The organism is Streptomyces sp. 2-1, assembly GCF_048564895.1.
Lineage (GTDB): Bacteria > Actinomycetota > Actinomycetes > Streptomycetales > Streptomycetaceae > Streptomyces > Streptomyces phaeochromogenes.
Genome location: NZ_CP183383.1, coordinates 3,954,285 through 3,972,435, shown reverse-complemented (window position 1 = coordinate 3,972,435; position 18,151 = coordinate 3,954,285). Strand labels below are relative to the sequence as shown.

The following is an 18,151-nucleotide window of genomic DNA, read 5'->3' as shown; positions in this document are numbered from 1 at the left end:
TCCGGTCGGCTGCATCGCTAGGAGCGAGGTAGCGTTCGGCAAACTGCCGGAGGGAGCGCTGCTGATTACCGACCTATGTGCGCCATTCGAGGTTCCCCTCGGCTGCCCAGTAAACTGTCAGCCAGGAAGGACTCGATGAGTGAGATGCTAGTCTGCTATGTTGCAACTCGCATGGTCTGTTTGGGGGTGGAGCCATCGTGAGCGCGCCAAGTGCGGCACTACAGCGGCTACGGCTGCGTACGGAGCTCCGCAGGGCACGTGTCGCCGCCGATCTCACGCAGCGCCAGGTCGCGGCGAAGATGGAGTGGAGTCCCTCCAAGCTGATCCGTATCGAGGCCGGTGAGGTCGGCATCTCGGTCAACGACCTGCGCCCTCTTCTTGCCGCGTACGGGATCGGTGACCGGCGCAAGATCGATGCCCTGCTCGATCTGGCCCGGGGCAGCCGGAAGATGCCCTTCACGGAGTTCCGGGACGTGTACGGCAAGGAGTTCCTCCAGTTCCTTGCCCTGGAGTCGGCGGCGTCGATCATCCGGCACTACGGCTCGCTGGTGATCCCGGGCCTCCTCCAGACCGAGGAGTACGCGCGCTCCGTGATGATGGCCTACGACAAGGGAGTTTCCGACGAGGCCCTGGACCGTGCTGTCGAGGCGCGGCTCACCCGTCAGGAGGTGCTGTCCGCCGAAGGCGGGCGTCAACTGTTCTTCATCCTCGACGAGTCGGTCGTGCGCAGGCGCGTCGGCGGGCGTGGTGTGATGCGGGCCCAGCTGGAGCGGCTCGCCGAGCTTGCCGCAGAACCGCACATCAACATCCAGGTCCTCCCGTTCAGTGTCGGCACCCATCCGGCCATGCAGGGGCCCTTCACGCTCTTCGAGTTCGAGGCCGAGGAGATGCCGGACTCGCTGTATCTGGAAGACCCTCGTGGCGGCACTTATGCCGGCAACTCGGCCGAGGAGACGGGGCGTTATCTGGAGACGTTCTGGGAGCTCGAGGACCTGGCCATCAAGGACGAGGCCGGTGTCGTGCTGCCCAGGCTCGCGGCCAGGATGGGTGAGGGATCCGACGACCTGGAAACGCTTCTGGAGAACGAAGCGGAGTGACGACCGCTTCCCAGGTCGGCCGCTGCGTCAACTCGCGTTGCTCTGAGGGACGTTGGCGGGTTTCAGCTCTCCATGTCCGGATGACCCCGCACTATCCTGAAAGAGGTGCTGCCTGCCCGCGCGCCAGCGGTACGAGGGGAAGCCGCGGTGGGGCCTTCTGCACCCGGGCTGGAGGAGAAGCGTGGGTGGCTCATGGGCATGGCGCAAGAGCAGTGCGAGCACGGGGGGAAACAACAACTGCGTCGAAGTCGCCTGGACCGGTGAAGCTGTGCTGGTGCGCGACTCGATCCGCTCTCATGGCCGCGTCGTCGCCCTCGGACCGACGGCGTGGTGTGCCTTCCTCGGCCTGATGGCGACTCCGTCGCCGCGAGACACCCCACCTCCTTCGCACGATACGACGGCCCGCGCCTGAGACATCCGGCGCGGGCCGTCGTCGTGCCCCCAGTCAGTGGCGCGGCGCGCGGCCCAGGCCCAGCGCCACCAGCGCCGCCGCCCCCAGCACGATCGCCGCGTCCAGTGCCACCACCGTGTGGACGCCGGAGAGGAGGTTCGGGGCCGTGGTGGCCAGGGTGCCGAGGAGGGGGATGCCCAGGGTGAGGCCGATCTGTTGGGTGGAGGTCACCAGGCCTGTGGCGAGGCCCTGTTCGTGGTCGGGGACGCCCGAGGTGACGGTCAGGCCGTACGAGATGATCGCGCCCAGGTGGCACATGCAGGCCAGTGACACCGCGGCCGTGGCCAGCCAGACCGACCAGCCGCCGGTGCCGAGGGCGAGCAGGGAAGCGATGAACGCGCCCTGGCCGGCGAGCGAGGCGACCAGTGTGCGGCGGGCGCCCAGGCGGCCGATGATCCTCGGGGCGTAGCTGCCCGCCACCGCGGACATCACCCCCACGACGCCGAAGACCAGGCCCGTCTCGAAGGCCGACAGGTGCAGCGTCTCCTGGAGGTAGAGCGTCAGGACGAAGATCACCGTCGACATCATCGAGAAGGTGACCAGGCCGCCCAGATTGCCCCACGCCACCGTGCGGCGGCGCAGCATCGGCAGGGAGACCAGGGGCTCCGCGGTGCGCGACTCGACGTACCCGAAGAGCGCCAGCAGGGCGACTCCGGCGACCAGGGTCGCGATCACGTCCGTGCTGCCGAAGCCGGTTTCCGCCGCCGTCGACAGGGCGTAGATCAGGGCCAGCAGGCCGCCGGTGACGGTCACCGCGCCCGGGACGTCCAGGCGGGGGCGCTCGGTGTGCCGGGACTCCGGGAGCAGGGTCGGGGCCAGGGGCAGCACGATCAGGGCGAAGAGCGTCAGCAGGCCCATCGTGGAGCGCCAGCCGAACGCGTCCGTCAGGACCCCGCCCGCCACCATGCCGACGGTGAAGCCCAGGGAGAGCAGGGTGCCGCTGATACCGAGGGCACGGTCGCGGGCCGGGCCCTCCGGGAACGTCGTCGTCAGCAGCGACATGCCCGTCGGTACGATCGCCGCCGCGCCGAGGCCCTGCAGTGCCCGCCCGGCCAGGAACGACGCCGGGTCCCAGGCGAAGGTCGCGAGCAGCGAGGCCGCGCCGAACAGGGCCAGCCCGGCGAGGAACAGCCTGCGGCGCCCGTACAGGTCACCCATCCGTCCGAACAGCAGCAGGAATCCGCCGGACGGCAGCGCGAACGCCGTCACCGCCCACTGGAGGGCCGACTGGCTCATGCCCAGGTCCTGGCCGAGCACCGGCAACGCCACGTTCAGTACGGAGAAGTCGAGCGCGACCATGAACTGGGCCGCGCAGAGGACGAAGAGGACGAGTCTGTCTCGGGGGGAGAGGTGGGGGGTTGGAGAGGGGGGCGGAGATTGGGGTGGGGCTGTCCGTTCTTGGTTGGGTGGTTGGTGGTTGTGTTCGCGTTCGTGTTCGCGTTCGCGTTCTTGCTCGTGTACGAGGGAGGGTTCGGCTGGCATGGCATGAGCTTGTGGCCGTCGGAATATCGGTGGGGAGCCGGAACTTATGCTGGTGGTCACAACACCAGCCACCCGGAGGGGGATTCGTACGTGGTTGATGACGTGCTCAAGACCCGTCGGCTGAGCGAGCTGCGTGAGTTCCTGATGAGCCGCAGGGCGCGGGTGTCCCCGGCCGAGGCCGGGCTGCCGGACGGTGGTGCCCGTCGGCGTACTCCCGGGCTGCGTCGCGAGGAGGTCGCCGTACTCGCGGGCGTCGGCGCCTCCTGGTACCAGTGGCTGGAGCAGGGGCGGGACATCTCCGTGTCGCCGCAGGTCCTCGACTCGGTGGCCCGTGTGCTGCGGCTGAGCAACGCCGAGCGGCGCCATCTGTATCTGCTCGCCGGGCTCAATCCGCCCGCGCCCGAGGTCGCGCCCGGGGACCGGGACATGTGCGAGGGGCTGCGGCGGCTGATCGACACGTGGATGCCGTATCCGGCGCACATCATGGACGCCTACTACAACTGCGTCATGTACAACGACGCCGCCGGGGCGGTCCTCGGCATGCGTCCCAAGGACATGCAGAACTGCCTCCTCGACTTCTTCACCGACCCGCTGTACCGGGGCCGGTCGCTGACCTGGGAGGACAACGCCCGGACGGTCGTCGCCCAGTTCCGTGCCTCCTGCGCTGCCGCGCCCGACGACGAGGGGTTCCAGGACGTACTGGCCCGGGTGAAGGCGGCCAGTGCCGAGTTCACGGAGCTGTGGGAGCGGCGGGACATCGAGGCTCCGGGGCAGACCCGCAAGGAGCTCGACCATCCGCTGGTCGGGGTGCTGATCCTGGAAGCTACCGCCATGAAGGTGCCTGCGCGGCCCGACCTCACGATCGTGCTCCATACGCCGCTGCCCGAAGCGAACACCTCGGCGAAGCTGGAGTGGCTGGCCTCTGCGGAGGGGCGGCGTGGGGCGATGTATCCGGTTGCCGGGTAGCAGGCGTGGCGGAGGTAGGCGGTAGTCCGGGGCGGCGAGGGTGAGTGTGCAGGCTTTGCAGGTGTGTCGGGCGTACGGCTGGGCCGTGTCGCGTACCGCCGCGCGGGGATCGGGTGGGGCTTCGTATGCTCTGGGCATGACCGACAGCACCGCGCTCGATCCCGAGGACCGCAAGATCGTCACCCTGGCCCGTTCCGTACGGGCCCGTAATGGTGTGCCCGAGGGGGCGGCCGTGCGGGACGACACCGGCCGTACGTATGTTGCGGGGACCGTTGACCTGCCTTCTCTGCGGCTCAGTGCGTTGCAGACCGCGGTGGCCATGGCTGTGGCTTCCGGGGCGAAGTCGTTGGAGGCGGGGGCTGTGGTGACCGAGGCGGGGTCCTTGGCGGACGGCGATCTGGCGGTTGTGCGGGATCTTGGTGGGGCGGGGACTGTTGTGCTGGTCGCCGGGCTTGATGGGGAGGTTCGGGTGCGGGTGGCTGCGGGCTGAGGGCCGGGCGGTTTTCTTTCCCCAGCCCCACCCCTTCCCGAAACTGGGGGCTGCGCCCCCAGACCCCCCCTATCGGCCTGAACGGCCTCGTCCTCAAACGCCGGACGGGCTGACGTACGTGCGGGTCCGTTGTGGCTGGGGTGCGCAGTTCCCCGCGCCCCTGAAGGGGCGCGGGCCCCACCGGTCGACTTCGGCCACATCTTCGGCCACCGGAAGATTCCCCACCGCTTCTCTTGCAATCCCGAGCCGCTCGCGTATCAATGGACGACAGCTCTTCCGACGGACCGTCAGATTCGTCGCCGCGCAGCGTGTCCGCACACCGCTCGCGGTGACTGGTCCGTGCGCACGTGAATCCCCGCACCGTCGCCGGCCTGCGCACAGGCACCGGTGGCAAGCACGCGTGCCCGCACGACGGCGCGCCCGTCGTACGTCCCCACATGGCAATTCCCGTACAAGGGAAGGGAATCCCCAATGAGATGCAAGCGACTCGGAATCGGTGCGGCGTTAGCCGCCGGCACCCTCGCCGCCGGTCTGGCCCTCGCTCCTGGTGCCGCGGCCGTCGTCCCCCAGACCGCCACGATCATCGCCGACTGCGGTGCCTACGGCGGCGGTGAGGCCACCCTCACGGCCACCCAGACCGGCACCTCCGCCACCATCACCCTCAGCTCCTCCGAGATCACCTCCCCGCTCGCCCTCGACGCGGACTCGATCGTCTCCACACTCACCATGGTGAAGGCGAGCGGTGGCACGACCGCCTTCACGGGCACGAAGAACCCCGCGATAGCCGCGGGCGGTGGCGTCTCGGTCGGCCCGCTGAGCGGCACGGTGGCGCCCGGCGACAGCCTGGAGGCGTTCGGCGGCTCCCTGCAGATGGTGATCTTCGGGTTCATCACCGTGACGTGTACGGCGGAAGGAGCGCAGTCGCCGGGGCCGTTCGTCTTCGAGTGAGTCCCGGGCGGTAGCTCCCCCCACGTAACCCCCCACGCAACCCCTCACGAGCAAGTCGAGCCATGGACCGGTGTCGCCTGCGCGCGGCGGCACCGGTCCGGTCGTTGCGCTCAACTGCCCTGTCCTGCAACAAAGTTGACAGGAACTGATGGCCCATCAGTTGACGTCCGGCGATTCCATTGACTTTTCACACAACCAACACATCAATGTCCCCCTGTCGGCGCAGAAGAACGCGGAAGCACACAGAAGAACGCGAAAGAGCCGCTGCGCCCGCAATCCTCAGGAGGGGCAAACATGGGTTCAGGAACCCGAAGACGCCACCGTTGGGCGGCACTTCTCGGAGCGACCGCGCTCGCGGTCACCGGGGGAGGTGCGCTCGCCTGTCCCGCGAGCGCGGAGCCTCAGCAGGTCGACTTCGCCACGCACTGCGTCCCACCGCCCATCGCGGGCATCCCGCCGATCGACGGCACGACCACCGCCAAGATCGCGGTGGACAACGCCACGCCCAAGGTGGGCGACACGGTCACCGTCACGTACACGGTGGTCAAGCCGGCCGCGTCCAACCCGGTCGACATCGCCCTGCCCGCCGACATCATGACGCCCACCGGCAAGGTCACCCTCGGTGGCGCGCAGACCGGTGACTTCACGGTCGCGGGCCCGAAGAAGAACGACCCGGTACCGGGGAAGGGCGCCTTCCCGTCGTTCTCGATGACCGGCACCTTCACGGTCACCACACCCGGCGCGATCACCCTCTCGCCCGGCGACTACAACATCCACACCAGCTATCTCCTGGAGCTGGACACCCCGTGCACGGTCACCAACCCGCCCGCCCCCGTCTCCGAGACGGTCACCGCGACGGACGGCGGACAGACCAACAACCGTGCCATCAGCCTCGGTACGGCCTCCGGGAAGCCCGGTGACAGCGTGACCGTCACCGGCACGAACTTCACCCCGGGCGCCGCAGTCACCCTCGCCGGACGGGCCGGCGCCGCCGAGACCGCCGACAAGGGCACCGCCACCGCGAACGCACAGGGCGCCATCAGCGGCACCCTTGTCGTCAGCGACAAGGCGACGACCGGGGTCGTGGCGTACGAGGGAAGTGCCTGGAGCGATGCCAAGGGCGCCGGTCCCGCCGCCTACGTCGTCATCGACGACACGCCTCTCCCCGAAGGCAGCCAGAAGGTCAACTCCTCTGTCAAAGCAGGCACGTTGTCCATGACCCAGGCCGGTGACACCGTCGAACTCGCGGCGGTCGACTACGGCAAGGGCGGCTTCTCGCGCGGCTCCCTGCAGACGGTCACCGTCAAGGACTTCCGCGGCGGACCCGCGGGCTGGTCCCTGACCGGCAAGGTCACCGACTTCGCCGGTCCCGGCGGGGTGAAGATCGACGCCGCCAAACTGGGCTGGACCCCGGTCTGCGCCACCAAGACCGGCAGTCCGAGCACCTGCCAGCCCGGTTCGCCCGGCTCGGTCGGCAGTGCGGGGGCGACCTTGGCGTCCACCCCCAACGGCGCGCAGACCGGTGGTGAGTTCACCGTCGACGCCAGGCTGTCGCTGAACGTTCCGGCGTTCACCCCGCCCGGTACGTACTCCGGCGTGCTCACGCTCACGCTCACCTGACACATCGTCAACAAAGACACCAACTGAGCTGTAAGCAGGCTCGTTTCATCGGTGGTCGGGCGCGCACCCGCCCGTCCGCCTCGTCCGACTCGCTCACCGCCGGGGGTCCGCACCCATGCGCAAGCCGTTCGTCCTCCTCCTGTTGCTGCTCCTCGGCCTGACCGGGTCGCCCGCGTACGCCGCCGACAACGGCAGCTGGTCCGTCTACCCCGTCTCGACGGACCTCGCCTCGCGGCCCTACTTCCATCTCTCCGCCGATCCGGGGGCGACCCTTAAGGACAAGGTCACCGTCGCCAACAAGACCGGGCGGCCACTGACCTTCCGGCTGTACGCGGCCGACGCCTACAACACCGCCCGGGACGGCGGGTTCGCGGTGCGCACCAGCAAGGAGAAGCAGCGGGGCGTCGGTGCCTGGGCGAAGCCCGCGAAGTCCCGGGTGACCGTGCCCGCGCGCGGCTCGGTCACCGTGCCGTTCACCATCCGGGTGCCCGAGGGGGCCGAACCCGGGGACCATCCGGGCGCGCTGGTCGCCCTCGACGAGCGGATCGATGGCGGGTCGGGGGCCGTCGAGGTCGGCGTGCAGCGGGCCGTCGGCGCCCGGATCTATCTGCGGGTGGGCGGGCCGACCGTGCCCGCCGTCGCCGTCGAGGACGTCCGCATCACCCACCACCAGCCCCTCGTCCCGGGCATGGGCGACAGCACGGCCACCGTCTCCTACACCCTCCACAACACCGGCAACGTCACCCTCAACCCCAAGGTGGAGCTCAAGGCCGAGGGGCTCTTCGGTCGTACGCTGCTCGCCCGAGACCTGGCCGAGGTCCCCTCCGAGCTGCTGCCCGGGCAGCGGGTGAAGCTCAGCGAACCGTGGCGTGGCGCGCCCCAACTCGACTGGGGTGACGTGACGTTGACCGCCAGCGCGCGCGACACCCGCGAGTCGGCGAGTACGTCGTTCTTCGCGCTGCCGTGGCTCGTGGCGGTCGTGGTCGGATTGGGGATCGCCGGCGGCGTGGCCGTGGGGATGAGGATCAGAGGGCGTCGGGACCGCGCTCGCCCGTCCGTACCCGCACCACCGTCTCCACCGGCACCGTCCACACCTTTCCGTCGCCGATCTTCCCCGTCTTCGCCGCCTTCACGATCCCTTCGATGACGGCGTCGGCGTCCGCGTCCTCGACGACGACCTCGATACGGATCTTGGGGACCAGGTCGACCTGGTACTCGGCCCCGCGGTACACCTCCGTGTGGCCGCGCTGGCGCCCGTACCCGCTGGCCTCCGTGACGGTCAGCCCGTGCACGCCGAGGTCCTGGAGGGTGGTCTTGACCTCGTCGAGCCGGTGCGGCTTGACGATCGCGGTGATGAGCTTCATGCCGGGGTCCTGGCCTTCTGCGCGATGCGGGTGATGGGGGCGGGAGCCTAGCCCCGGAACCCCGTGATCGTAGGCCGTCGGGGGCTGCGCCGTAAGGTGCCGGGCGGTGTGCCGGGCGGTGTGCGGGGCCGCTGCGTGCGGCCGGGCTCCGATGATCAGGGACAATGGGCCTCATGAGCGTTCGTACCGAGTCATCCGAGCCGTCCGAGGCGATCCACCGCGCCGGCTTCGCCTGCTTCGTGGGCCGCCCCAATGCGGGCAAGTCCACCCTGACGAACGCTCTGGTCGGCCAGAAGGTGGCGATCACGGCGAACCAGCCGCAGACGACGCGGCACACCGTGCGCGGCATCGTGCACCGGCCCGACGCCCAGCTGATCCTCGTGGACACGCCTGGGCTGCACAAACCGCGCACGCTGCTCGGCCAGCGGCTCAACGACGTCGTACGTACGACGTGGGCCGAGGTCGATGTCATCGGGTTCTGCCTGCCCGCGAACGAGAAGCTCGGTCCCGGTGACCGTTTCATCGCGAAGGAACTGGCGTCGATCAAGAAGACGCCGAAGATCGCGATCGTCACGAAGACCGACCTCGTGGACAGCAAGACGCTCGCCGAGCAGCTCATCGCCATCGACCAGCTCGGCAAGGAGCTCGGGTTCGAGTGGGCCGAGATCGTGCCGGTGTCCGCCGTCGGGGACAAGCAGGTCGATCTGCTCGCGGATCTGCTGGTGCCGCTGCTTCCGGAGGGGCCCGCGCTCTATCCCGAGGGTGACCTCACGGACGAGCCCGAGCAGGTCATGGTGGCCGAGCTGATTCGGGAGGCCGCGCTGGAGGGGGTGCGGGACGAGTTGCCGCACTCCATCGCCGTTGTCGTCGAGGAGATGCTTCCCCGCGAGGACCGGCCTGCCGACAAGCCTCTTCTCGACATCCACGCGTTCGTCTATATCGAGCGGCCCAGTCAGAAGGGGATCATCATCGGGCCCAAGGGGAAGCGGTTGAAGGAGGTCGGGATCAAGTCGCGCAAGCAGATCGAGGCGCTGCTTGGTACGCCGGTCTTTCTCGACCTCCACGTCAAGGTCGCCAAGGACTGGCAACGGGACCCACGCCAGCTGCGCAAGCTCGGCTTCTAAGGCTTTCCTCCTTCCCCAGCCCCACCCCTTCCCGAAACTGGGGGCTGCCGCCCCCAGACCCCCGCTATCGGCCTGAACGGCCTCGTCCTCAAACGCCGGACGGGCTGAAAGTGTCGGCCCGGGCCGCGAAATCTTCAGCCCCTCCGGCGTTTGAGGAGCGGGGGTTCGGGGGCGGAGCCCCTGAGTAAGGGACGGGAATGGGTAGGGGCGGCGGGGGCGAGAAACTCATCGCTGGGTCTGGAGCACACCCCGTAGCCAGCCATACGACGCCTTCGGCGTTCGCTTCAGTGTTTCGAAGTCCACGTGGACCAGGCCGAAGCGGCGGGCGTAGCCTTCCGCCCATTCGAAGTTGTCCAGGAGAGACCAGACGAAGTAGCCGCGGACGTCCACGCCCTGGTCCAACGCCCGGTGCAGTGCCCGGAGATGACCGTCGAGGTATGCGATCCGGTCCTGGTCGTCGAGGCCCTCGTACGAGCAGCCGTTCTCTGTGATGACCACGGGCGGGAGCCGGTCGCCGTACCGCTTGTGGAAGTCCACCAGCAGTTCCGTGAGGGCCTCCGGGACCACCGGCCAGCCGAAGTCGGTGACGGGGTAGCCCTCGATCTCCCTTACGGAGAAGGGGAGTTCGGCTGGCATCGTCAGTCCGCCGAACTCGATCTCGGAGCCCTGGGGCGCGCCCACCCTGGTCGGGGCGTAGTAGTTGATCCCGTACCAGTCGATCGGCTCGGAGATGACCTTCAGGTCGGCCTCGACGTCTCCGGGCATCAACTCACCGAGTCCGTCGGGGTATTGGCCCGTCAGCACCGGGTCCGCGAACAGCCGGTTGAGGAGCAGGTCGTAGAAGCCGGCCGCCTCCAGGTCCTCCGGTTCCTGGGACGCGGGCCAGGTCGGGCCGTGAGAGTTGGCGATGCCGATGTCCGTGACTCCGGCCGCGCGCAGGGCCCGTACGGCCAGACCATGGCCCAACAGCTGGTGGTGGGCCACGGGGAGTGAGTCGAAGAGGAGTTGCTTTCCCGGCGCGTGCGCGCCGAGCGCGTGGCCCAACAGGGTGTGCTCGGCAGGCTCGTTGAGGGTGATCCACTTGCTGATCCGGTCCCCCAGCCGGTCGACCACCACGGCGGCGTACTCGGCGAAGCGCTCGGCCGTGTCCCGGTTCAGCCAGCCGCCCGCCTTCTCGACCGACACCGGCAGATCCCAGTGGAAGAGGGTCGGCACGGGGCGTATGCCCGCCGCGGTCAGTTCGTCGACCAGGCGGTCGTAGAAGTCCAGGCCGCCGGGGGAGTTCACCCGCGGCCAGGAGATCGAGAAGCGGTACGCGTCCACGCCGAGGTCGCGCAGGAGCGCGACGTCCTCCGGGTAGCGGTGGTAGTGGTCGCAGGCCACCGCCGCGGTGGAGTTGTCCTTGATGTGCCCCGGTTCGGCCGTGAAGGCGTCCCAGACCGAGGGGTCGCGCTTGTCCGCCGCGCCCTCGATCTGGTGGGCCGAGGTGGACACGCCCCAGAGGAAGCCGGCCGGGAACTGGGGTATCGGGTTCGTCGCCGTGTTCGCCATGCGCGCGATCATCTGTAGCGGCGGTTGGTGAAGTCAACGGTAGGAAGTGAACTGGGAGTTACGGCTTCCCTGGGGTGCCCAAGGGGAGGGGTGGTCCTGTGCGGGGTGGTTGCGGGTCGGATGTGGCTGGTCGCGCAGTTCCCCGCGCCCCTAAGGGCGCTTACGCGCCCTCCTTCAGGACCCGCGAAATCAGCCTGCGCTGCTCCTCCGTCAGGCGCGGGTCCGCGCAGTACACCGTTCTGCCGTTGACGGTGATCTGGTAGCTGAAGCCGTCCGGAACCCCTATGGGGGGCGTGCCCCGGCCGGACGCGATCGCCTGTTCGGCCAGGGCGTGCCACTCCTGGGCGTCGGTGCGGCCCGAGGTCTCCACCTCGGCGTGCCGCTCGATGCCCGCGAATCCGCCCGTGCGCCTCACCTGAATACGCATGGGTCCTGTCTAGTACGAAATGGCGCTACTGCGAAACGGTGGCGCGGGGCCCGGTCACAGGGTCCGTACCCCGACCTGCTCCCACGCCTTTGTCACGGCCTGCAGTTCGTCGCCCTCGCCGAACGAGGCGCGTGCCTTGGCCACGGTCAGCGTCGCGAAGTCCGTGAAGCTGGCCTTCGAGCCCAGCTCGCCGCCGGTCAGCACGTCGTACCAGATCCGTCCGGCCCGCTCCCACGCGTGCCCGCCCAGCGCGGTCGCCGCGAGGTAGAAGGCGTGGTTGGGGATGCCGGAGTTGATGTGGACGCCGCCGTTGTCGCGGCCCGTCTGGACGTAGTCGTCCATCGTGGCGGGCTGCGGGTCCTTGCCGAGCACGTCGTCGTCGTACGCCGTGCCCGGGGCCTTCATCGAGCGCAGGGCCGTGCCCGTGACGCGCGGGGCCAGCAGGCCCGCGCCGATCAGCCAGTCGGCCTCGGCGGCGGTCTGGCCGAGCGTGTACTGCTTGATGAGGGCGCCGAAGACGTCCGAGAAGTGCTCGTTCAGAGCGCCCGGCTGGCCGAAGTACGTGAGGTTCGCCGTGTACTGCGTGACGCCGTGGGCCAGCTCGTGGCCGATGACGTCGACCGGGATGGTGAAGTCGAGGAAGATCTCGCCGTCACCGTCGCCGAAGACCATCTGCTCGCCGTTCCAGAAGGCGTTGTTGTAGTCCTCGCCGAAGTGGACGGTCGCGTTGAGCGGCAGTCCCTCGGCGTTGATCGAGTTCCGCTCGTACGCCTTCTGGAACAGCTCGAAGGTCGCGCCCAGGCCGGCGTACGCGCGGTTGACCGTGGCGTCCTTGCCGGGCTTGTCGCCCTCACCGCGGACCTTCTTGCCGGGCAGGTCCTGCCGGTGCTTCGCGTCGTGGATCGTGCGGTTCGGCTTGTCCTCGGCGGCGCCCTTCGGCGGGGCCAGGGTGGGCGCGCCGATGACCGTGGTCAGGCGGCGGTGGGTGCGCTCGAAGGCGTCGCGCTCCAGGGTGCGGCGTGCCTTGCCGGCGAGTGCCGGGTCCTCGGCCTGGGCCAGGGTGTCGAGGACGTGGGGTGGAACGATGGTGCAGAAGACGGGCTCGAAGCCCCCGTTTGTCGTCATGACCCGCACCATTGCACTGCGTGATGTCGGTGTCACTAGCCGCAACCATGATTGGTGAAATGCACGGATAAGAGGGGCTGTGGGGTGAGCGTTGTGTTACGGGTCCGGGCCGGTGGGGGCCGGTCGCGCAGCTCTCCGCGCCCCTGAAGGGTGCGGGCCCCGAGTCGGCGAAGGGAAAGTGTGCCGATGTGTAGTGATGTGACCTTCTGCACCTTTTGTTATGCAATCCCTCGGTGTCCCGCATACTGATACGAACCCTCGCGCGGGGCTTGGCTCGGCTAGCATGCGGAGCATCATGCGTTACGGGCTGCTTCTCCTTAGCTGCCGCGGCGAGGGCCTGTAGTCGAGGCCGACCCCCTCCCCGCGGAGTTCGGCGTTGCGCCGTCGGCCGTCCCTCGGACTCTCTCCGAGGATCAAGCGGACCAAGAGGAGCCCCTCGCATCATGGCGAACCGCCAGCAGCCCACCTCCATGCCGATCCACAAGTACCGCCCGTACGACCAGGTCGACATCCCCGACCGTACGTGGCCGGACAACCGGATCACCGTCGCCCCCCGCTGGCTCTCCACCGACCTGCGTGACGGCAATCAGGCCCTGATCGATCCCATGTCGCCCGCGCGCAAGCGTGAGATGTTCGACCTGCTGGTGAAGATGGGCTACAAGGAGATCGAGGTCGGTTTCCCGGCCTCCGGTGAGACCGATTTCGCGTTCGTGCGCTCGATCGTCGAGGAGCCGGGTGCCATTCCGGACGACGTCACGATCTCCGTACTGACCCAGGCCCGTGAGGACCTGATCGAGCGGACCGTCGAGTCGCTGAAGGGCGCCAAGCGCGCCACCGTCCACCTCTACAACGCCACCGCCCCGGTCTTCCGCCGGGTCGTCTTCCGCGGCTCCAAGGACGACATCAAGCAGATCGCCGTCGACGGTACGCGGCTGGTCGTGGAGTACGCGGAGAAGCTGCTGGGCCCCGAGACGACCTTCGGCTACCAGTACTCGCCGGAGATCTTCACGGACACCGAGCTGGACTTCGCCCTGGAGGTCTGCGAGGCCGTCATGGACGTCTGGCAGCCGGGCCCGGGCCGCGAGATCATCCTCAACCTGCCTGCCACGGTGGAGCGTTCGACGCCGTCGACGCACGCGGACCGCTTCGAGTGGATGTCGCGGAATCTGTCCCGTCGTGAGTACGTCTGCCTGTCCGTTCACCCGCACAACGACCGGGGTACGGCTGTGGCGGCGGCCGAGCTGGCGCTGATGGCCGGGGCGGACCGTATCGAGGGCTGTCTGTTCGGGCAGGGCGAGCGGACCGGCAATGTCGACCTGGTGACGCTGGGGATGAACCTGTTCTCCCAGGGTGTGGACCCGCAGATCGACTTCTCGGACATCGACGAGGTGCGGCGCACCGCCGAGTACTGCAACCAGATGGAGGTCCACCCGCGCCATCCGTACGTGGGCGACCTGGTGTACACGTCCTTCTCCGGCTCCCACCAGGACGCCATCAAGAAGGGCTTCGACGCGATGGAGGCCGACGCCAAGGGCAAGGGCGTCACGGTCGACGACATCGAGTGGGCGGTTCCGTACCTGCCGATCGACCCGAAGGACGTGGGGCGGTCGTACGAGGCCGTCATCCGGGTCAACTCGCAGTCCGGCAAGGGCGGTATCGCGTACGTCCTGAAGAACGACCACAGTCTGGACCTGCCGCGCCGGATGCAGATCGAGTTCTCGAAGATCATCCAGGCCAAGACCGACGCCGAGGGCGGCGAGGTCACCGGCAAGGACATCTGGGCGGTCTTCCAGGACGAGTACCTGCCGAACGCCCAGAACCCCTGGGGCCGTATCCAGGTCAGCAACGGCCAGTCCACGACCGACCGTGACGGCGTCGACACGCTCACCGTCGAGGCCGAGGTGGACGGCAACGAGACCGTTCTGGTCGGCACCGGAAACGGCCCGATCTCGGCGTTCTTCCACGCCCTGCAGGGGATCGGTATCGACGCCCGGCTGCTGGACTACCAGGAGCACACGATGAGCGAGGGCGCGTCCGCGCAGGCCGCCTCGTACATCGAGGTCGCGATCGGCGACAAGGTTCTGTGGGGAATCGGCATCGACGCGAATACGACACGCGCCTCACTGAAGGCTGTGGTCTCCGCGGTCAACCGCGCGACCCGATAAGGCCGTTCACCTGCGTTTCTCCGGTCCCGTCCGCCTCACAGGCGGGCGGGACCGCGGCGTGTATCAAGCCATGTCACAGAGTGGTCTCGCCCTGGGTACTGACTCTTCCTCAACAATGTGGCTAACATCACGCCAACGCGGCGATGTTGCCGCGGCGTTACGGAGGTGCGACGTGCTGCCAGGACGGGGACGAAACGGCCGGTTTGTCCGCGCCGGCTCCATGGGTGTTTCGCGCCTCCTCGGAACCCGCACGGCGTGGACCACCGTCGGTGACGGCGAGTTCTTCTGCCCCGGCTGCGGAGGCGACCGCAACTACCAGCGCCTCACCGGCCGCCGCCGCTTCACCTGCCTCGGCGTACCGGTCCTCCCGCGCGGTGAGACGGGTCCCGTCGTCGAGTGCGCGGCCTGCGGTCAGCACTACAGCGCGGACGTCCTCGACCACCCGACCACGACCCGTTTCTCGGCGATGCTCCGTGACGCCGTCCACACCGTCGCCCTTGCCGTCCTGGCCGCCGGCGGCACCTGTGCCCGTACGTCCCTGGAGACCGCCGCGAGCGCCGTCCGCTCGGCCGGGTTCGACGACTGCACCGAGGAGCAGCTCGCGGCCCTCGTGGAGGCGCTCGCCGCCGACACCGGCCGGATCTTCGGGGAGCCCTGTGGGCCCGGGCTGGCCATAGAGCTCCATGAGGCTCTGGATCCGCTGGCTCCGCATCTGGCTCCCGGCGGGCGCGAGGCCATCCTGCTTCAGGGTGCTCGTATCGCTCTTGCCGACGGGCCGTATACGCCTGCGGAGCGCGAGACGCTCTCGACGGTGGGCGCTGCGCTGACGATCTGTGCGGATGATGTGACTCGGTTGCTCACGGCGGCGCGTACGCCGTCGTGACACCCGGGTGGGGCCCTCCGGGCCGGGGCTGAGTGGTAGGTGCGGGTCGGTGAGGGCTGGGTGCGCGGTTCCTCGCGCCCCTAGGAGGTGCGGGTCCGCCTGCCCCGCGGCCCTGAAAGGTGCGGGCCCGCCGCCCGCTACTGGTGCGCTACTCCCCTGGGAGTAATGCGCCCTTGCCGTCGCCCCCGGCAGTACGCACCACCTCGCTCTCCCGCCCGACGTAAGCCGTGGTCTTCGACGGAAGTCTGGGGACTGAAGCAGACGTCACCCGGAGGGAGATCGGTCAATGGGGGCCGGACAGACAACCACGACGAGGACGGGGCGCGGGCGAGCCGTTCCATGGGCGGTGCTCGGGCTGTGGATCGCCGTGCTCGCGCTCGTCGGGCCGTTCGCGGCGAAGCTCGCCGACGTGCAGCACGACCGGGTCACCGACTACCTGCCGGCGAGCGCCGACTCGACGCAAGTGGCGGAGATCCAGGAGAAGTTGCCCGGCGGAGAGACCACCGAGATGGTGCTCGTCTACCACCGCGACGGTGGGCTCAGCGCCGCCGACCGGGAGACCGCCGCCGGTCAGGTCGCGGAGATCGCCGGGCAGCACGAGCTGATCGGCGGCGCCCCGAAGGGGATTCCGTCGAAGGACGGTACGACCCTGATGTACCCGGTCGCCAGCAACGAGCCGGGGACGAACGAGGAGTTGCGGGACGAGCTCGTCAACGACGTCCGCGAAGTCGCCCAGGGCGAAGGCGGGTTGAGCGTCGAGGTGGGCGGCACCGGCGCGCTGGCCACCGACGCGGCCGAGGTCTACAACTCGCTCGGCGGACCACTGCTCTACACCACCGTCGCGGTCGTCGCCATCCTGCTGATCCTGATCTACCGCAGCCCGGTGCTGTGGCTCGTGCCGCTCGTCGTCGCCGGGATCGCCGACTACATGTCGATGGGTGTCGCCTACGGCCTCAACCAGGCCTTCGGCACGACCGTCTCGGGGCAGAGCTCGGGCGTGATGACGATCCTCGTGTTCGGGGCGGGCACGGACTACGCGCTGCTGCTCGTCTCGCGCTACCGGGAGGAACTGCGGCGCATCGAGCGCCCGTACGACGCCATGGTCGCCGCCCTGCGCGGCTGCGGGCCCGCCGTGCTCGCCTCGTCCGGCACCGTCGCCGCCGGACTGCTGTGCCTGCTCGCCGCCGACCTCAACAGCAGCCGGGGCATGGGCCCGCTCGGCACGGTCGGTGTGCTGTGCGCGCTGATCGCGATGCTGACCCTGCTCCCCGCCATCCTCGTACTGGTCGGACGGCGGGTGTTCTGGCCGCTCGTGCCGGCCTTCGGGAGCGAGCCCAAGCAGCGGCGGAGCCTGTTCTCGGCGATGGGCAGCTCGGCCGGACGCAGGCCGCTGACCGTGCTCGCGAGCGGTGCCGTACTGCTGGGCGCCCTCGCCCTGGGCTCGCTCAACCTGCCGGGACCGGTCAAGCAGGAGGACTCCTTCGTCGACAAGCCGGAGGCCGTCGCCGCGATGGAGACCCTCGGCAAGTCCTATCCCGAGCGCGGCAGCCAGCCCATCGACGTGGTCACCCCGCAGGGCCGCGCCGACGAGACCCTCGCGGCCGTCCGCGGCACGCCGGGAGTCGGCAGCGCGGAGAAGGGGCGTACGGGAGACGGCTGGACCGAGATCTCCGTCTTCGCGAAGAGCGCGCCCCAGTCGGCGGGGGAGACCGCCACGATCAAGTCGCTGCGGGACGAGCTGAAGGGCTCCTACGTCGGCGGGGCCAGCGCCCAGCAGATCGACCTGGAGGACACCAACGCCCGGGACACGAAGGTCGTCGTGCCGCTCGTCCTCGTCTCCGTGATGCTCATCCTGATCGGGCTGCTGCGGAGTCTGGTCGCACCGCTGCTCCTGGTGGTCGCGGTCGTCGCGGTGTGGGGCGCGTCCCTCGGGATCGGCGGGCTGGTCTTCGGACCGCTCCTCGGCTTCGAGGGCACCGACCCCGGACTCGGGCTGCTGTCCTTCGTGTTCCTCGTCGCTCTCGGCGTCGACTACGGCATCTTCCTCATGCACCGGATGAGGGAGGAGTCCCTGTCGGGAGCGGAACCGGCCGCCGCCGCGCTCACCGCGCTGCGCACCACCGGCGGCGTCATCGCCTCCGCCGGACTCGTCCTCGCCGCGACCTTCGCCGTCCTGACGAACATGGGCCTGGTGCAGCTCGTCCAACTCGGCTTCGTGATCGCCGTCGGCGTCCTGCTCGACACCTTCCTCGTACGGACGTACCTGGTGACCAGCGCCAGCGTCGCCCTGGGCCGGAAGGTGTGGTGGCCGGGCGTGCTCTCACGGAAGCCGGAGCCGGCCGAACCGGCCGGGTCGAGCGGACCGGGCGGACCGGCCGAGCCGCCACGGCAGCCGGAGTCCGTCGGCGCGCCCTGAGCACGGTGATCGAGCAAGTTGATCGAGCAAGTTGATCGAGCA

The 18,151-nt window shown here is 69.2% G+C and carries 14 protein-coding genes and 2 pseudogenes; 11 read left to right on the top strand and 5 right to left on the bottom strand.

What is annotated here, in order from left to right:
- Positions 1–197: 197 nt before the first annotated feature.
- Together ACN20J_RS17525 and ACN20J_RS17520 are read left to right on the top strand one after the other, a co-directional pair.
- Positions 198–1,097 carry a helix-turn-helix domain-containing protein gene (locus tag ACN20J_RS17525; RefSeq protein ID WP_189837913.1) on the top strand — a complete coding sequence of 300 codons (900 nt, stop codon included), beginning with the start codon at positions 198–200 and terminating at the stop codon, positions 1,095–1,097.
- 181 nt (positions 1,098–1,278) lie between these two features.
- Complete coding sequence (locus ACN20J_RS17520; protein WP_189837914.1) at positions 1,279–1,509, top strand: DUF397 domain-containing protein; 231 nt, start codon at positions 1,279–1,281, stop codon at positions 1,507–1,509.
- Positions 1,510–1,542: 33 nt separating this feature from the next.
- Here ACN20J_RS17520 and ACN20J_RS17515 read toward each other — a convergent pair.
- Positions 1,543–2,907: pseudogene (locus ACN20J_RS17515) on the bottom strand (MFS transporter); the annotation flags it as partial.
- 267 nt (positions 2,908–3,174) lie between these two features.
- Between ACN20J_RS17515 and ACN20J_RS17510 the strand changes: the two are divergent.
- From ACN20J_RS17510 to ACN20J_RS17490, 5 genes and pseudogenes are all read left to right on the top strand, one after another.
- Positions 3,175–3,996 (top strand): helix-turn-helix transcriptional regulator, encoded by an 822-nt coding sequence (locus ACN20J_RS17510; protein ID WP_419668901.1) that lies wholly within the window; start codon positions 3,175–3,177, stop codon positions 3,994–3,996.
- Between the two features lie 136 nt (positions 3,997–4,132).
- Positions 4,133–4,486, top strand: coding sequence for a cytidine deaminase (locus ACN20J_RS17505; RefSeq protein ID WP_361905194.1), 354 nt, complete (start codon positions 4,133–4,135; stop codon positions 4,484–4,486).
- Positions 4,487–4,957: 471 nt separating this feature from the next.
- A complete protein-coding gene (locus ACN20J_RS17500; protein ID WP_190227958.1) occupies positions 4,958–5,434 on the top strand; it encodes a hypothetical protein in 477 nt (158 codons plus the stop codon).
- A gap of 294 nt (positions 5,435–5,728) precedes the next feature.
- Complete coding sequence (locus ACN20J_RS17495) at positions 5,729–7,054, top strand: beta-xylosidase (RefSeq protein ID WP_419666269.1); 1,326 nt, start codon at positions 5,729–5,731, stop codon at positions 7,052–7,054.
- A 115-nt stretch (positions 7,055–7,169) separates the two neighbouring features.
- Positions 7,170–8,183 (top strand): annotated as a pseudogene (locus ACN20J_RS17490) (WxL protein peptidoglycan domain-containing protein); the annotation flags it as partial.
- Here the strand turns inward: ACN20J_RS17490 and ACN20J_RS17485 are convergent.
- On the bottom strand, positions 8,080–8,418 hold the full coding sequence (locus ACN20J_RS17485; RefSeq protein WP_079053597.1) for a P-II family nitrogen regulator: 339 nt from the start codon (positions 8,416–8,418) through the stop codon (positions 8,080–8,082). The pseudogene ACN20J_RS17490 and the gene ACN20J_RS17485 sit on opposite strands and share 104 nt — an antisense overlap.
- A gap of 164 nt (positions 8,419–8,582) precedes the next feature.
- On the opposite strand from ACN20J_RS17485, the gene era reads away from it, so the two are divergent.
- Complete coding sequence (gene era, locus ACN20J_RS17480; RefSeq protein ID WP_189837920.1) at positions 8,583–9,542, top strand: GTPase Era; 960 nt, start codon at positions 8,583–8,585, stop codon at positions 9,540–9,542.
- A gap of 225 nt (positions 9,543–9,767) precedes the next feature.
- Here the strand turns inward: era and ACN20J_RS17475 are convergent, their stop codons facing one another.
- The 3 genes from ACN20J_RS17475 to ACN20J_RS17465 all read right to left on the bottom strand — a co-directional run bounded on the left by ACN20J_RS17475 (position 9,768) and on the right by ACN20J_RS17465 (position 12,645).
- Positions 9,768–11,093 carry a GH1 family beta-glucosidase gene (locus ACN20J_RS17475; RefSeq protein WP_419666268.1) on the bottom strand — a complete coding sequence of 442 codons (1,326 nt, stop codon included), beginning with the start codon at positions 11,091–11,093 and terminating at the stop codon, positions 9,768–9,770.
- Between the two features lie 160 nt (positions 11,094–11,253).
- Positions 11,254–11,520 (bottom strand): protealysin inhibitor emfourin, encoded by a 267-nt coding sequence (locus ACN20J_RS17470; protein ID WP_189837922.1) that lies wholly within the window; start codon positions 11,518–11,520, stop codon positions 11,254–11,256.
- 54 nt (positions 11,521–11,574) lie between these two features.
- Entirely contained in the window at positions 11,575–12,645 is a 1,071-nt protein-coding gene (locus tag ACN20J_RS17465) for a M4 family metallopeptidase (protein WP_189837923.1), read from the bottom strand.
- A 443-nt stretch (positions 12,646–13,088) separates the two neighbouring features.
- Between ACN20J_RS17465 and leuA the strand changes: the two genes are divergently transcribed.
- The 3 genes from leuA (at position 13,089) to ACN20J_RS17450 (ending at position 18,109) form a co-directional block, all read left to right on the top strand.
- Positions 13,089–14,810 carry a 2-isopropylmalate synthase gene (gene leuA / locus ACN20J_RS17460; protein ID WP_419666267.1) on the top strand — a complete coding sequence of 574 codons (1,722 nt, stop codon included), beginning with the start codon at positions 13,089–13,091 and terminating at the stop codon, positions 14,808–14,810.
- Positions 14,811–14,982: 172 nt separating this feature from the next.
- Positions 14,983–15,693: a TerB family tellurite resistance protein gene (locus ACN20J_RS17455; protein WP_189837925.1), complete on the top strand. Its 711-nt coding sequence runs from the start codon at positions 14,983–14,985 to the stop codon at positions 15,691–15,693.
- Between the two features lie 286 nt (positions 15,694–15,979).
- On the top strand, positions 15,980–18,109 hold the full coding sequence (locus ACN20J_RS17450; RefSeq protein WP_419666266.1) for an MMPL family transporter: 2,130 nt from the start codon (positions 15,980–15,982) through the stop codon (positions 18,107–18,109).
- Positions 18,110–18,151: the final 42 nt, after the last annotated feature.

What these genes read in the sequence shown, in the direction of transcription:
- ACN20J_RS17510 (WP_419668901.1), top strand. Translation starts at nt 3,175, where the DNA reads ATGAGCCGCAGGGCGCGGGTGTCCCCGGCCGAGGCCGGGCTGCCGGAC.
- ACN20J_RS17505 (WP_361905194.1), top strand. Translation starts at nt 4,133, where the DNA reads ATGACCGACAGCACCGCGCTCGATCCCGAGGACCGCAAGATCGTCACC.
- ACN20J_RS17500 (WP_190227958.1), top strand. Translation starts at nt 4,958, where the DNA reads ATGAGATGCAAGCGACTCGGAATCGGTGCGGCGTTAGCCGCCGGCACC.
- ACN20J_RS17495 (WP_419666269.1), top strand. Translation starts at nt 5,729, where the DNA reads ATGGGTTCAGGAACCCGAAGACGCCACCGTTGGGCGGCACTTCTCGGA.
- ACN20J_RS17485 (WP_079053597.1), bottom strand. Translation starts at nt 8,418, where the DNA reads ATGAAGCTCATCACCGCGATCGTCAAGCCGCACCGGCTCGACGAGGTC.
- era (WP_189837920.1), top strand. Translation starts at nt 8,583, where the DNA reads ATGGGCCTCATGAGCGTTCGTACCGAGTCATCCGAGCCGTCCGAGGCG.
- ACN20J_RS17475 (WP_419666268.1), bottom strand. Translation starts at nt 11,093, where the DNA reads ATGGCGAACACGGCGACGAACCCGATACCCCAGTTCCCGGCCGGCTTC.
- ACN20J_RS17470 (WP_189837922.1), bottom strand. Translation starts at nt 11,520, where the DNA reads ATGCGTATTCAGGTGAGGCGCACGGGCGGATTCGCGGGCATCGAGCGG.
- ACN20J_RS17465 (WP_189837923.1), bottom strand. Translation starts at nt 12,645, where the DNA reads ATGACGACAAACGGGGGCTTCGAGCCCGTCTTCTGCACCATCGTTCCA.
- leuA (WP_419666267.1), top strand. Translation starts at nt 13,089, where the DNA reads ATGGCGAACCGCCAGCAGCCCACCTCCATGCCGATCCACAAGTACCGC.
- ACN20J_RS17450 (WP_419666266.1), top strand. Translation starts at nt 15,980, where the DNA reads ATGGGGGCCGGACAGACAACCACGACGAGGACGGGGCGCGGGCGAGCC.